12 protein-coding genes are annotated in these 15,631 nt (G+C 44.4%); 3 read left to right on the forward strand and 9 right to left on the reverse strand.

All coding sequences use genetic code 11. From position 1 onward, the window contains the following. Nucleotides 1-4 precede the first annotated feature (4 nt). From KCTCHS21_RS28615 to KCTCHS21_RS28630, 4 genes are all read right to left on the reverse strand, one after another. A complete protein-coding gene (locus KCTCHS21_RS28615; RefSeq protein WP_130615806.1) occupies nt 5-1,108 on the reverse strand; it encodes a GerAB/ArcD/ProY family transporter in 1,104 nt (367 codons plus the stop codon). Then, on the reverse strand, nt 1,092-2,636 hold the full coding sequence (locus KCTCHS21_RS28620) for a spore germination protein (RefSeq protein ID WP_130615808.1): 1,545 nt from the start codon (nt 2,634-2,636) through the stop codon (nt 1,092-1,094). Before KCTCHS21_RS28620 ends, KCTCHS21_RS28615 begins: the two co-directional genes overlap by 17 nt. A gap of 142 nt (nt 2,637-2,778) precedes the next feature. Continuing rightward, a complete protein-coding gene (locus tag KCTCHS21_RS28625; protein WP_130615810.1) occupies nt 2,779-3,942 on the reverse strand; it encodes an iron-containing alcohol dehydrogenase in 1,164 nt (387 codons plus the stop codon). Between the two features lie 97 nt (nt 3,943-4,039). Continuing rightward, the gene (locus KCTCHS21_RS28630) at nt 4,040-5,224 is read right to left on the reverse strand and encodes an MFS transporter (protein ID WP_130615812.1); all 1,185 of its coding nucleotides are present in this window, start codon (nt 5,222-5,224) and stop codon (nt 4,040-4,042) included. A 188-nt stretch (nt 5,225-5,412) separates the two neighbouring features. Between KCTCHS21_RS28630 and KCTCHS21_RS28635 the strand changes: the two genes are divergently transcribed. Both KCTCHS21_RS28635 and KCTCHS21_RS28640 read left to right on the forward strand, forming a co-directional pair. Beyond that, nucleotides 5,413-6,264: a lipoate--protein ligase family protein gene (locus KCTCHS21_RS28635; RefSeq protein ID WP_130615814.1), complete on the forward strand. Its 852-nt coding sequence runs from the start codon at nt 5,413-5,415 to the stop codon at nt 6,262-6,264. A 79-nt stretch (nt 6,265-6,343) separates the two neighbouring features. Then, on the forward strand, nt 6,344-7,813 hold the full coding sequence (locus KCTCHS21_RS28640; RefSeq protein WP_130615816.1) for a methyl-accepting chemotaxis protein: 1,470 nt from the start codon (nt 6,344-6,346) through the stop codon (nt 7,811-7,813). A gap of 83 nt (nt 7,814-7,896) precedes the next feature. Here KCTCHS21_RS28640 and KCTCHS21_RS28645 read toward each other — a convergent pair whose 3' ends face one another. The 3 genes from KCTCHS21_RS28645 to KCTCHS21_RS28655 all read right to left on the reverse strand — a co-directional run bounded on the left by KCTCHS21_RS28645 (nt 7,897) and on the right by KCTCHS21_RS28655 (nt 12,124). Beyond that, nucleotides 7,897-9,654: an ABC transporter ATP-binding protein gene (locus tag KCTCHS21_RS28645; RefSeq protein WP_130615818.1), complete on the reverse strand. Its 1,758-nt coding sequence runs from the start codon at nt 9,652-9,654 to the stop codon at nt 7,897-7,899. Between the two features lie 33 nt (nt 9,655-9,687). Then, entirely contained in the window at nt 9,688-11,439 is a 1,752-nt protein-coding gene (locus KCTCHS21_RS28650; RefSeq protein WP_331871526.1) for an ABC transporter ATP-binding protein, read from the reverse strand. A 427-nt stretch (nt 11,440-11,866) separates the two neighbouring features. Then, entirely contained in the window at nt 11,867-12,124 is a 258-nt protein-coding gene (locus tag KCTCHS21_RS28655) for a hypothetical protein (protein ID WP_130615822.1), read from the reverse strand. Between the two features lie 322 nt (nt 12,125-12,446). Here KCTCHS21_RS28655 and KCTCHS21_RS28660 point away from each other — a divergent pair, with 322 nt between their 5' ends. Next, nucleotides 12,447-13,517, forward strand: a complete 1,071-nt coding sequence (locus tag KCTCHS21_RS28660) for a lipocalin-like domain-containing protein (protein ID WP_130615824.1) — start codon at nt 12,447-12,449, stop codon at nt 13,515-13,517. A gap of 131 nt (nt 13,518-13,648) precedes the next feature. Here KCTCHS21_RS28660 and KCTCHS21_RS28665 read toward each other — a convergent pair whose 3' ends face one another. Both KCTCHS21_RS28665 and KCTCHS21_RS28670 read right to left on the reverse strand, forming a co-directional pair. Then, the gene (locus tag KCTCHS21_RS28665) at nt 13,649-13,939 is read right to left on the reverse strand and encodes a DUF6509 family protein (RefSeq protein WP_130615826.1); all 291 of its coding nucleotides are present in this window, start codon (nt 13,937-13,939) and stop codon (nt 13,649-13,651) included. 79 nt (nt 13,940-14,018) lie between these two features. Next, the gene (locus KCTCHS21_RS28670; protein WP_130616760.1) at nt 14,019-15,530 is read right to left on the reverse strand and encodes a DUF4153 domain-containing protein; all 1,512 of its coding nucleotides are present in this window, start codon (nt 15,528-15,530) and stop codon (nt 14,019-14,021) included. Nucleotides 15,531-15,631 lie beyond the last annotated feature (101 nt).

The raw sequence follows: 15,631 nt of genomic DNA on the forward strand, positions 1-15,631 counted from the left end.
CTTCTCATCCTTTGGTCTGTTCCTTTCCTTTAATTTTTAACAGGTAAGAGATACCTAACAAAATAGGGGGAACCACAATGATGGCGACAGCGGCAATACCAGCTACGATATTTTGCAGCATGTTTACCATTTCTTGGTTATGAGGGATGAGCGAAATTATTAAAATAATAAGAGCGACTACCGGAACAGAGCCCGCATGCTTCTTCTTGCCAAACAGTGTAGATACCGATTTGGCCGACATGAACAGATAGGATATAACTGTTGAAACCACAACAACTACCCATATCGTTAAGAAATAGAGATCGGCACGCTCAAATACGGTGAACGATAGTGATTTCACCATATACAAGACCGGCTGCGGAATGACTCGAAGCTCCTCGGGGCTGAAGACAATTAAACAGGTGAACACAAGGAAACTATATATACAGGTAGAGAATATATTACCAAACATTGCTGCTTTGAGGATTTTTTTGCTTACACCTATCACATTGGGATAACAGAGGAGAAGAATTTCAAAGCCAAATAGCGAGCTCAATGACTTCTCCATGCCTTTGAATATACTCGGAAATCCAACCCCATTAACCGGTAATATATACATGATATCCGCATCTCGATACGCGTAGGTAGAAATCAGGATCAGGACGAAAATTAGCCCGAAGGTTAGCACGAAAAACCGTGCAATTAATTGGATTCTTGCTACAGCCATGTAAACAGAAGTCCCTAACATTAAGGCAAGGATTACCCATATTGGGGTGCTAGCGAATACCCAATCTCTAACAACATCTGCGAACATAACCATAACCAGGCTGCATTCTAAAATAAACAGCATCGCATAAATAACATGAACAATTTTTCCCGCAATCTTCCCTAATAGCAGTGGCAGATAGTCGAACAAAATCATCGACGGGAACCTCCGGCTAAGCGCCCACATAATCAAAATCATTAAGCTGGAAGCTACCCCAGCCATAAGAACTGATATCCAAGCATCATTCTTAGCGACGGCTTCTACCGTAGAAGGTAGGAACAAAATACCTATACCGATCTGTGTTTGGATGATTAAAATCATGAGCTGCCCTGACGTAATCTTCTCTTTAACCCCTATCATCATTACCCTCCTCCTTCACACCTCTTTCTTGATTCAGCTTCTGGGGGTGCGGATCCAATGGACGTTCATTCAGCTTCCAGAAAGGGAGTCGAACAATAGCATCCTTCCAATCCTTGAACCGCATCGGAGCTAATGGTGCAAAGTAGGGCGTACCGAATGGCTCTAGCTTACAGAGATGAATTAATATGACCACGAAACTAAAGACAATACCTAAGAAGCCAAACAATGACGCAGCGATCATTACTGGAAACCTAAGTAATCGAACAGAGTAGCTCATTTCATGAGAAGGGACTACAAAGGAGGCTATTGCCGTCAAGGAAACAACGATAATCATCGGATAAGATACCATCCCAACTCTAACGACCGCATCCCCAATAACTAAGCCTCCAACGATGCCAATGGATTGACCAATTGGGGCAGGTAAACGCATTCCCGCTTCCCTAAGCAGCTCAATAGTCAGCTCCATGAAGAGGGCTTCCAGAATGGGGGGGTAAGGAATTTTCTCAACACTGCCTTTAATTTGATAGAAGAGCTCCATAGGAATGACCTCGTAATGAAAAGACACAACTGCGATGTAGTAGGCCGGAAGCAAGATTGCAATAAAAAAGCTGAACAATCGCAATAGTCTGAGGAAGGTACCAGCCAAAGATCGACTATTATAGTCATCAGGCGACTGATAGAAGGCGAAGAAGGTTACAGGCATTATTAACGTAGCAGGAGTCCCTTCCGATAGGAGAGCTACGCGTCCCTCCAGGAGGTTATTAACCACCCTATCCGGACGCTCTGTCTGTAGAATTTGTGGAAAAGGAGAAAACGATTGATCCTCCAAATATTCAAGCATCAGATACCCGGAACTGACATTATCCGCATTGATAGCTAATATTCTGCGTTCAATCTCCTCAACAAGCTCAGGATTCACTAGATCGTTCAAATAAACAATAGATAATTCTGTCTTAGTCATCTTTCCTAATGTATAATGGCGGACAACAAGGTTGCGGCTGTTAATCTGCTTACGTACAAGCTGAAGATTTATTAGCATACTTTCAATAAAGCCATCATGAGCTCCTTGAATGGCTTTCTCGTTCGCTGGTTCGCTTGCACTTCTGTTGTTGATACTGGAAGCCTGAATAGCAAGGCACTCTTCCCTGCCTTCAAGAAAGAGAAGCACATACCCCTTAATCATGAGATCAATGGCTGTTTCCAAATTTGTCTGCTTCTTTAAGATAGCGGCAGTAAGAACTTGATCAATGTTTGCTTTTTCTTGTGATCCAAGCAAGGGCTTCAAAATTTCTTCATGTATTTTAGTCGTATCACACACCGAATTGAGATAGAGAAGGCAGCCTTGTTCTGGCTCACAATGGACAGGCCGGGTAACGAGATCTGAAGTCTTGTAGAGAGCTTCAGTTACGTATGTCATATTTTCTTGCAGCGAAGCAGCTACTTTCTTGTAAATAGGTGCGGTTCGATTAACGTTGGCTGGGATACTGCTCTTACGCCGATTGTTAGAAAGCATCTGGCTAAAAAAACCCATAGCTGCACCCCATCTCTCTGATTAATTACAGGGTATTGTTTCCAGTCGATCCTCCGCTTATTCCTCAGACGTGTGAATAGCAAAGAGACCGCCATGGGTATGGCGGTCTCTTTGCTATTCCTGCTGGCGACAATCTTGCTTATTATAAGCTAGCTGTAAGAATACTTAAGACATCTTCCTTAGACAGCATCTTAAAGGAACCGATAGGACCATATTTAGTCGCTTCCTCTGCCATTCGATCCAACTGCTCATCGTTAATACCAAGCTCACCAAGCGTTGCAGGTGCGCCAATGCGCGTGAAATAGTTACGAGTCGCCTCGATACCCTCAAGCGCGATCTCATCGTCGCTCTTCCCATTCGGATCTACACCCCACACACGGACCGCATATTGAACGAACTTACTTGCCCGTTCTTTATATACATGCTTCATCCAGTTAGGGAATATAATCGCTAGCCCGGCTCCATGAGCAATGTCGTAAATTGCACTTACCTCATGCTCAATACCGTGCGTGGCCCAATCTGTCGAAACACCATTAGGCAGCGTGCCATTAAGTGCATATGTACCCGCTAGAAGCAGGTTAGCTCGCGCATCATAATCCGATCCGTTCTCGAGCGCCTTTTCCCCGTTCTCAATAACCGTGAGAAGAATGGATTCTGCGAATCTTTCCTGTAACGGGATATCTGTTGTCAAGCTGAAGTATTGCTCGAATACATGTGACATGATATCGACTATTCCATTAACGGTTTGATTCGCAGGAACCGTATAAGTCAGCTTAGGATCGAGTATCGAGAATTTCGGATAAATAAGCTTACTGCCCATTGCCCGCTTCTGCTTCGTCTCCCAGTTGGAAATAACAGAATTACCGTTCATCTCAGAGCCCGTTGCTGCCAAGGTAAGCACGGTGCCTAAAGGCAGCGCTTCTTGAATGGTAGCCTGGCGTACTGTAAAGTCCCATACATCGCCGTCATACAAAGCACCCGCTGCAATGGCCTTAGCGGCATCAATAACACTGCCGCCTCCAACAGCAAGAATGAAATCAATCTTCTCTGCACGGCATATGTTGATCCCTTTGTTCACCGTAGCTAGTCGAGGATTCGGCTCAATGCCCGGCAGCTCGTGTACGATTGCTCCAATGCCCTCTAGCTGGTACAAGACATCGTTGTATAATCCTGAGCTCTTAATGCTTCCTCCACCATATACAAGGAGAATTCGCTTGCCGTAGGGTGTGACTAGCTCCCCTAGCTGTCCGATCTTATCCGCGCCGAATACTAGCTTAGTCGGATTGTATAGCTCAAACGAATTCATAGTTGTGCCTCCTAGATTACTTAGTTGCAATCACTGCATCCTTAGTGTAACACTCTCGCCTACAACAAGCACATTTAGACTTGATTAGATAGTGGAGCTAGAATTTATTGCCAAGTATTTTCATACGCCGCTCATATTTGACATAAACCATTAGGTATACAACAAAGAATAGACTGGATATCAAATACATTGTCGCATAGTTCGTCCATGTGACTACAAACCCTAGAAGAATAGCTCCAAGGCCAATGCCAAGATCAAACGCATTAAAGAAGGTTGCATTCGCTACTCCCCTACGATGCGGCTCCACACGGTCGATTACCCAAGCCTGTAACGCCGGGAACATAGCCCCGAAGCCAGCTCCATAGAATACACCAGACAGCATAAGCATACTCGTAGAATGAGTCATATAAAGTAGAACGCACCCGATAATGCACAATATTGCTGATGGAAAGAGTACCCAAAAACGACCCCTCTTATCAAAAATCCTCCCGCTGACGAATCGGATCAGGAATTCGCTAATCGCAACGACGAGGAAAAAGAAACCAATGTTCTGAACACCAGTCTCCTTACCAAACAGAGTGATGAAGCTAATTATGCCCCCGAAGGAAAATCCCATAAGTAATGCGAGCAAAGATGGCATAAGCGCCTTCGGCTCCACAAACCGTTGGAGAAGCGGCATCGGCTGCGATGGAAGCTTCTGCTTATTTTCCGTATTTTCGTTAAAGGATTTTCCACTGACGAAGGAGGTAAACAAAATCGCTAGCAATAATATAATGGCTCCAACGATAAACAACGCAGAGAAGCCGAACGATTCCATTAGCCATATTCCGAGGAAGGGTCCAATCGATATGGCGACAGCATTCCCTGTACCGAAGAAGCCCAGACCTTCCCCTCTTCTAGAAGCTGGAACAATATCTGCGGCAGCTGTGCCATAGAGTGTCGTCGATATACCGAAGCCAACCCCATGAAAGAGGCGCAAGATAAACATAATCGCAATAGTCGATGCTGCCAGATAGCTTGCTGTTCCAATTAAGCAGATGAACACTCCAACAATTAGAAGCAGCTTTTTACCAAACCTATCGGAAGCCACTCCGACAAACAGCCTCAGAATAACAGCCGAAAAAGTAAATAAGCCAATAATAAGACCAACCTCTGTATCGGTGCCACCCTTATCCTTCGCGAACACCGGAAGGGTAGGCAGTAGCATCTCTAGCGCAAGAAACAGAAACAAATTCGATATCATAAGTAACATGAAATTTTTAGTCCAAAGTGCATCTTTCACTATTGTGAATTCCTCTCATGCTGTAGATTTAACTATTTGATTATACCACCCAACCCTATGTAAATTAGATAGAATCACCTAAATAAAATGCAAAGAGCTCTGTGTTGTCCTTCTTCTCATAAGGTACAATAGCGTTAACACACAAGTTAAAAGGAACTATTTACTAACGGACTCATTGAGGTGCTGGAATGAATGACAATGATATGGAATCAGAAATGGCTTGGACGAAGGATATGCTACTATTGGATCGAACAGAGGATCTGACAGGAGATAGTAGCTATTCCTTTGCTTTAGACGAGCTGCTATGCAGACAAGCTGGGGAGGGCGGTCCCGCAGTGTGCCATCTCTGGAGACACCCTCGCGCGTTCGTCATGGGAACTAAGGATAGTCGACTACCGAGAGCTGCTGATGCGGTACGCTGGCTAGAGCATTCCGGATATGACGTCTTAGTAAGGCATTCCGGTGGTGCAGCCGTTCCCCTCGACACGGGTGTTATCAACCTTTCTCTCATTATGCCGATATCAGCTACATTCGCTCAAGGGTTCCGTAATGACTTCGACCGAATGTATGCTTTCATTCGCCAATCACTTGCCTCCTTAGGCTGTAACATACATAAAGGCGAGGTCGAAGGCTCTTATTGCCCTGGAGACTATGATTTACATATTGATGGGTTCAAATTTTGTGGGATAGCACAGCGCAGGCAAGTACGTTCGATGATTGTTCAAGCTTTCGTGCTCGTCGAGGGCTCTGGTGTGGAACGGGCCGAGCTTGTTAAAGCTTTCTATGAACGGGCCGGTGTAGGCGCAGAGCCCGGAGCTTATCCACTAATCAAGCCCACAACAATGTCCAGCCTGCAAGAGCGTTCGGTTGTCGGGAATGACGGCGTCCTTATTTTCAAAAATGCGGTTATTGAAACCCTACATGAATTACAGGCAAATCAATGGTGGCCGCCTTCAGAAAACCTTCTATCCATTCCCCAGCCTGCTATCATTCAGGATATGGGCAATAAGCTTAGACAACGGTACCCTGTCCCTAGATAAATGAACGGATATTGTTGATAGACCAAGAGATATGGTATTGTTTTCTAATAAATAATTGAAGTCGGAGGGCGGATTATTAGTGAATTCCAATGAAACATTACATCGAAGAAATAAGCTGCTTGTTAATATCATTTGGGGGATGCTTGTTCTCGGCATTGTAGTGGACATGCTTACCGATGCTCCTACAAGCTCAATCATAGTTCTCGCTATCGTTGGCACATTAGCTGGAGGCTTAGCAACACTATTGACCTACAAGCGTTGGATGTCGGAATACATCATGTATTTTATATCCTTTATTATTACGGTTTTAACCCTACTATTAATAATCACTGGCCCTATACTCACAACCTATTCGCTCGTTTACACCAATCTGGCTATTATGACCTTATACGGTAATTCAAGATCTATCGCATTTTCCGGTGTATCGGGGATTGCCTTAACGATCTATCTATTTATTAGCCCCTACAAGGAAGATTTATTCGGGCAACAAGATCCCTTTACAATGATCATGTATTTGTTGCTCATTGCTTCTCCCTTGTATGTATCAACCAAATTTAGCGAACGTCTACAGACTGATGTTATCTCACAAAGTGAACAAGCGGTCCTGGAGAAAAATCGCTCGCAAATCATCGTGGATCGAGTTACCTCCTCCCTACATACGCTTAATGGTTTTAGCTCAAATCTAAAGGAGAACGTTACATCCACCAGCATTATTTCCAAGGAAGTGACTTCTTCGTTCACTGAAGTCACTTCTAGTATTGAGACGCAAAACTCAAGCATTACCGAGATTAGTGCATCCATAAGCTTTATCGAGCAAGAGGTAGCATCCCTCGCAGAACGATCAACCTTAATGCGTGAGCTATCGCAAAATTCCGTTAATCTTACGAAAGTCGGCAGCGAAGAAGCGGAATCATTAGAAACGCAAATGAATCATGTTCATGATACAATCGATTCTTCTGTAGAGGTCATGAACGAGCTCAATGAGCAAAATACGAAGATCAGTGATATTGTCGCCACCATTAAAGATATTTCCTATCAAACTAATCTCCTTGCACTCAATGCAGCCATTGAAGCAGCACGTGCTGGGGAACACGGTAAGGGCTTCGCAGTTGTTTCGCAAGAAATTCGTAAGCTGGCGGAGTCCTCTAAGCAATCTACTGAGCAGATCGAGAATATTCTCGAGATGATTCGTTCTAAGACGACACTTGCCGCTGATCAGGTCATTCAAGGACAACAGACCGTCCTTGAAAGCAGCTCTGCGGTCAAGAAGGTGGCAGAGGTTATGCGTTCCCTAGCGGAAGATTCCGCGAAGGTAGAGCAGCAGTCCACCGAAGTAAACCGTTCAGCTGACGATTTGCAAGAGCAGTACAGTAAGATTACCGACCAGATTGTCACCATCGCGGGGGCTACCGAGCAGAATATGGCTTCCGTCCAAGAGATGTCGGCCAGCATGACTACTCAGGACAAAAGGATAGCAGACATCGAGGAAAGCTTTCTTCAATTGGACAAGCTCACATCCGATTTGAATAAGATGGCCTCAGAAAATTAATTGAAGCAAAAATAGTCCCGAGGGGTTTAATGGACCCTTTGGGACTATTTTAATTTTGATATTCTATGTGAGTCGAGTCGGTCTTAGGAGGTCAAAACTGCCTTCTCCCCTTTTTGCAGCTGATACATCTTAAAGTAACGTCCGCCTAGAGCCATGAGCTCATCGTGATTTCCTCGTTCCACGATCTCTCCGCGATGAAGCACGAGAATTTGGTTGGCATCGCGAATCGTCGATAGTCTATGCGCGATGATTAATGTTGTTCGGCCTTCACTGACAACCTTGAGCGCTTTTTGGATCAATCCTTCTGTCTCGCTGTCTATACTTGCGGTAGCCTCGTCCAGAATGAGAATAGATGGATCAAATGCTAATGCCCGTGCAAAGGAGATAAGCTGCCTCTGACCAGAAGAGAGCGTGCTACCCCGCTCCACAACCTGCTCCTCATACCCATTAGGAAGCTGCTCGATAAACGGTGCTGCGCCCACATCACCAAGCGCCTTCTTCACCTGCTCCAATGTAATACCCTTATTATACAAGCTCACGTTGAACTTGATATCTCCAGCAAACAGGTAGGGATCCTGAAGCACGATGCCCATATGCTTACGCAAAGCCTGCTTAGATAACGTCGTAATATCGACTCCGTCTACGGTAATACGACCTTGCCCCGGCTCATAAAAGCCGAGCAGCAAATTGATGATAGAGCTCTTGCCGGAGCCTGTATGACCAACTAGCGCTATCGTCTCGCCTTTGCGAGCCTCAAAGGAAATTCCCTTTAATACATTATCGCCTTCGTTGTATGCAAAGGTTACATCTTCAAATTTCACAATCCCCTGCGGGCGGGCTGACTGATCTGCGTTCCCTACCTCTTCACCATCCATGTCCATGACGGCGAACACTTTCTCCGCAGACACGAATGCTCTCTGGGCATTCGTAAGCTGATCGAATATTCCGATGATTGGATTGAATATTCTACCCAGATAATCGATAAAGACATAAAATACACCAAAGGAAACTACAGCTTCCACAAGATAAGCACTTCCAAAATACCAGATGACAGATGCGGTGATCAAGCTACCTATCGTTCCTACGATATTACGCGAGGATAAGGAAAACACACGGAATTGTTTTACTTGATTGACATAACGATCTTCATTTAGAACGTCAAATTCCTCTAACGTCACCTTCTCCCGACGAAAAGCTTGTATGATCGGCATGACAACGATAGATTCGTTAATCATGGCGTTCATGTCGCTAAGCCGGGCACGCATAATTGCAATGTATTTTTTCGAGTATTTCAGATGGACATACATGATCACTGCAAATATCGGCGGAAGAATTAAAGTGAAGGAAGCTAAACGAGCGTCCAATATAAATAGAGCGATGAATATACCGACCAACTGAAACAAGCTAACAATAAAGGTCGCCATAAAGCTCATGAACAATTCTCGAACCGCCTCGGTATCGTTAGCAATCCGAGATACAACCTGACCGATCGGCGTATTATCGAAGTATCTAAGTGGAATACGCTGAACATGCCGCATAATATCCATTCGTATATTTTTAATAATTTGCAAAGCCGTCGATTGTAACGTGTAGGATTGAATAAAGTTGCTTATCCCCGCAATGATAATGAGTCCGATATAGAGACCAAGCAGCTTTAATACGGGTTCCATGTTCCCTGTTTGTATGTTTAGATGCTTATCAATGATAGTTAAAATAATGTAGGGACCGCCTAGCTCTGCGGCTACTGCGCAGCAAAGCACGAGTATCGCTCCGGCAATTCTGTATTTATAGACAAGTGCATAAGCAAGCAGCCTTTGCACCGTGGATGGTTGGGTTTTCATATAAGCCTCCTTGTATAGGGTGGGCGAGTCTTGTTATTCCTCTAAGCTTGCTTCCATCTGCTGGCGCTCCCATTGTTCTCTGTACCAGCCTCCTAGAAGCATGAGCTCGTCGTGGGTTCCCTCTTCTTTAATTCGCCCTTCATCCAGTACAAGTATCCAATTCGCATGACTGACTGCTGATAACCGGTGCGTCGTGATTAGAGTTGTTTTACCTGCACGCTCTTGACGAATTTGATGAACAATCCGGCTCTCTGTGCGAGCGTCAACAGCTGATAAGGAATCATCCAGCAGTAAAATTTCTGAGTCAATAAGCAGCGCACGTGCAATGGCAAGCCGTTGCTTCTGACCCCCAGATAGCATAACTCCATTCTCACCTACGATTGTATCTAACCCTTCAGGCATCTGGGAGATATCCTGCGTGAAGGAAGCCATTTCTATCGCACGCGCGATTTCCTCCGGTGTAGCATTAGGCTTGCCAAGAGCAATATTATCGCGAATAGATTTAGACAATAGAAGATGCTCCTGCGGAACATAAGCCATCCAACGCTTCATCTGATCAAGAGCAATATTTTCGACCGGAGTGTTTGAAATAAAGAGCATCTCCTGACCTACTGAATACTGCCGTAATAGCTGCTTGAGAAGAGTGCTTTTCCCACTACCTGTCCTTCCGACAATGCCGAGAGTCTCCCCTCTCTCTAATCGAAAGGAAATCTTATCGAGGCTTGTTCGATTGGCTGTCGGATAGGTGAAGGTGAGTGATCTCATTTCAATTGTACTCGGTACTGCGATTTCAACAGGGTTGCGCGTATCCTCAAGGTCGGCTTGCTGTGACAGTGCAGTTTCAAGACGATCTGCTGATGCACTGCCCCGTTGGAGCACATTAATAAATTCACCGAAGGAAATCATTGGCCAAATCAGCATCCCTAAGTAAATGTTGAAGGAGATAAGCTGCCCCAATGAAATTTCGTCTTGAAATACGAGATAGGAGCCATACCCGATTCCAATACAATAGCTCACACCAACAATTAGCGAGATCAGCGGCTGGAACAAAGAATTTAAGAGCGATACTCGTCTATTCTTGTCCCTAACCTCGGAGGTCATGAGATCAAATGCATGAAGATCATGATTTTCCTGCACATAGGATCGAATGACACGGATGCCTGAGATGGACTCTAGGACGTGGTCGTTCATCTTGCCAAAGGATTCCTGAGCAGCAATGAATCTCCCCCGTACTTTACCACCTAATCTGCTAATAACTACAACCAGGAGAGGCAAGGGCAACAAAGCAGCAATCATTAGCTTAGCACTTATAAAGGTCAGCATCATCGCAATGACGACTGTAGCTCCCACTAGCGTATTGACCAATGTCATGACGCCATATCCTGCTGTCTGCCCGATTGCCGAGATGTCATTGGTCGCAAGAGCCATTAACTGACCGGTGCTGTTTCTCTGGAAGAACGCTGGTGTCATCTTAGTAAGATGCGTCAGCAGCCGTCCTCGAAGCAGCTTCTCAATCAATGAAGAATTACCATATAGCGTTGTTATCCACGTATAAACCATTACGTATATCAGCAAAGAAAGACCAATCAACAAGGTTACGGTTTGACTAAGATTGGCAGAGGTCAGCGAGCCTTGCTTAATAGCATCAATCGTATCCCCGATGAGTTTAGGAGGAATCATGGATAACAGACTGACAATAGTCATGAAACTAATGGCGATCATGTAGCTCCACCATCTATCTTTGAAAAACCACTTCAGCTTGATTACAAAAGACAAGCTCCACACCTCGTTCCAAATAATATTACCTATTGTTCGATATTACCGCTTCAATGATATGAAGTCTATGCGAACAAAATAAGGCTTACGAACTCAGTAACTCTTATATGCTTAAAATGTAATCGTTCTATGCTGTAACGAACCCCAGACTTGTTATACCCAGCAAAGTAGCACCTTTACCTCTGAATTTCACACTATACCGCCACTGGAGTTTAGACCAAAAAACAAGCTATTTTACCAGTAATAAGCTCGATACGATTCGTTAGCTAGGACCCACGTCCAGACGATTGATCAAGCATAAACGGCTAACGCCATCCTTTTTCCGGTGTTCAACGTTTATTTCGGAGGTTATTCAGATATGGACAAGGTGAAACTTATCCACGCTGAATAACTTAAAAACATTCTACTTCGATGAAAAGTGATCAGGCGCAAAAGCCTATTGTGTAGCAAGTACGATCATAAACATCGTTAATGCACCTTTGGAGGCACCCCTACTAGCTATTAACGATGAAAAACATTCTACTTCGACGAAAATGATCATGTGCAGAGTCTGTTTTGTAGCAAGTACGATCATAAACATCGTTAATGCGTCTTTGGAGGCGGCCCTACTAGCTATTAACGATGAAAAACATTCTACTTCGACGAAAATGATCATGCGCAGAGTCTGTTTTGTAGCAAGTACGATCATAAACATCGTTAATGCACCTTTGGAGGCACCCCTACTAGCTATTAACGATGAAAAACATTCTACTCAAGCGAAATACTTCGACTCCTCCTGGCACAAGAGTGCGGGGCGCTTTGGCACTTTGGGGGACTTTATTTTTCTCCTGCTCCCCCTCCTACGTTAGGCAATACAAGTTGCCCATTATGCTGCCCCTACATACCTTGTAGCAAGCATAAACATTAAACGCCGTCCTATCACGACGTTCATCGTTTATGTCGAAGACATATCAGAAAAGTATCGAAAAAATTCTATACTCTCTGATAGGTCAAAAAAGTCAGGTGTGCAGAAGCCTATGTATGATGAAAGAGGATCGGTATCCATTCCTAAAGATGCAGCGGTGCATCCGACTTCCAATGTGGAATGGTGGTACTGCTATTCCTTTATTTCTGGTAGCAGGGGAAGTCAATATGCGCTGATGGCATCCTTTTTCCGTGTTGGAGAGCTGCCGGGGATTAAAGGACATTATTTAATTTATTCCCTGATTCGCTTGGATAATCCACAGTCCGTTCATCGCTCATTCCTGGATCGCCCGTTAACTCATCTCATGACGGGAATGTATCTGCCCTTATATTTTCTACTCAAGCCAGCAGATAGGCACACATGGGGCCAATACGGGAAGCTACTCAAAGGTCAGCTACCAAGTCCTCATGCTTGGTTGAAGAACGCGTCCGCTAGCTCACATCCAACCGTCCTTCATTACGATCATGCTCATCTTACCTTCAAAGATGATAGGAGTCAGGAGTTTATTCTTCGTATTGACGATCCTGAAGCTAATATAGAAATCAAATTCACTCCCAGCAAAAGGACAACAATTGTTGACGAGAAAGGGACAGTGAATGGCCTTTATTACTATTCGTCTACCCAGAATACTGTTTCGGGGTACCTTCATCATCATGATGGCTCAGAGCAGGTATCCGGTGAAGGGTGGTTTGACCACCAATGGGGACGCTATTATGGGCTTCTTAGAGGCGAAGGCTGGAACTGGTTCGGGCTGCAATTTGATGACGGTCGAGAGCTGTTAATCAGCCAGATACGTACGGCAAAATCCACTTCCCCTCCTACAGCTATATTCATCCTGAAGGACAGTGCACTGACCTCTGTAAATAGCATCAAGCTACAGCCCTTGAGATATTGGAAAAGCCTAGCTACACTAGTAAACTACCCAGTGGAGTGGCACATTTCCATTCCTGATTATGAGCTTGAGCTGCATGTCATACCCATGTTCGACAGCCAAGAAATGCCGATCATCGGTCCCCTTCAGGCCATATGGGAAGGGGCCTGTACCTTTTACGGAATAGACCATCGTAACCGGAGATCTATTAGAGGGAAAGGATTCCTCGAGTTAGCCGGGTACGCTATGTAGCCTTCTACCCCAGAGCAGATGTACCTGCATGGCATAATACCAACTGCAAGAACAAGAAGCCCTCCAGCACCGTTTAGCTTCCTGCGGTAATGGAGGGCTTCTCATCTTCGTATCTCTTTTTCGTAATCTAACTAAGCCTCGGAGTAATGCTCCTTGCAGAAAGCAGCCAGCGCTTCCTCTTCTTCAGCTTCCATGTCGAAGTCGAGATAACGATCCGTCGACTTCTCAATTAAATCATAGTTTACGACGCTGCCTTGCTCTTCCTCGACCTTATAGATAGCCTTCACGTATATTCCATGTTCGGAGTATAGTTCATCGTCCTCTTCAATATTGAGGTCCAGCTTAAATTCGTACCTTGTACCTGCTAATATCTTAAATGGGTCCTTTACTAACACAACGCTGTATTCTGTAACAGTAAACATGTCCTCATCCTTCCTATACCTCTGAACTCATTATACACGTATAATGGCGCAGGAACGAGAAACTATCTGAATCGTGGAGTTATTTAAGGCTAGGCGCTTCTACATAAGGGTATAGCTCCTTAATTGCTCGGTATCGCGAGCCGTTAAAGGACGGCCACCTATAATCATTTTCCACTAATTTATCGAATCTTCTTTTTAAATACGGCTTCATTTCAGGATACTCTTCTTTACTAAAACGGATAAGCAAAGGGATTGTGTCCGTAGATAGCTCGCTTAAGTAGCCCGCGTCTATTATCCCACTTTCTCTAAAGCGGTCTATGTTCTTCTCAGCAATAACCCTATCCATCCCCAAGTAATTCATAAACACATAGGCGACCAAGCTGATGAAAATATACCACTTAGTAAGCGGAATATTCCGGCTTCGAATTCTAAGTGCCGCAATAATTAGCAGAATGACGAGATAGATCATAAAGGCGTGAACGAGGAATCGGATATACGTATAGCCATATGCCTCTTCATACAGAACAAGCCGCATATAAGCAGAATACAACATTACGCCTGAGCAACCGACCAATATATAGAGCAGCACAGCATTCATTCTTCTCAGCCTGCCCGTTTCTGATTCGCCCTCATAGAATAAAGTAACCATAAGGATGACAAAATTAATAAGAGAAACGACTACGAGCTCAACGAACCCACTCCTGGCATACTCCGCATAAGATTTACCTTCCGGTAACACCCCATCCCATGCCCCAAATAGATAAGAAAATTGGACGACTACGAACAGCACGTAAACGATATTCACCGAAATTAACAGGGTAACCAGAATAATCGGATCAATCCTGAAGCCTGCCGTTTCTTTGCCTACCTTATCTTTCTCAATCGTCATCACTTGCTTACTCTTCCCATAGCTGGGTTTTACAAATCCCCATAAGTAACCGAAGAATAACACTCCGAAAACGATAATCCAGATAAATCTCATGAGACTATCACCAAGCGAGACACTGTTCAATGACTCCGGAATAGCCTCCAATAAACGTGTGAACACCCCGTCAGCTGAGGCTAGTAGGTTAATAACGACAACAATGAGAGGCAGTGCGATGGCAAGTCCTATGAGAACCTTCCCCATGACACTTTTCTGCTTAATCCCCATCTTCCTTATCGCTGTCACCTTAATAATTCGAAAGACAGTCGGAATATGGCGTAGGCTTTGCGGAATGAGATGGTTGATTGCTTCTCCCACTATTCGGATGCTCCACCAGACGTGCTTCTTCCTCCCCCGCGTATAAGCAAGATGTACAAACACTAGTGACGGAATCACAACCAAATTAAGTCCATAGAAAAACGGGTTATTAAATATTACATATGTCATCGAGAGTAGCATAATAACGGTAAACAGGAACCATCCAAACCAAGGAATTTCCAGCAGCTGATGCCTGATATCATGGAAAAGATAGATGTAGAGAAGAAGTACGAATAGAGGATAGGAAACCCCCGGCAGGTTGCCATAGAACAAATACTGGTGCACAAAAGCTAGGACGAACGCCCCTATAAGCGCAGCCACTGAACGCCCCATAATCTGTTTTTTCATTACATTCAATTTGAATTCCTCCGCTTCCAGACTTTCTACTGCCTATTGTAGATGTTAAAATAGGAAAATAAAGAGAAAAAACTCGTTCTTATTTTTCCTAT

This window comes from Cohnella abietis, from assembly GCF_004295585.1.
Taxonomy (GTDB): Bacteria; Bacillota; Bacilli; order Paenibacillales; family Paenibacillaceae; genus Cohnella; species Cohnella abietis.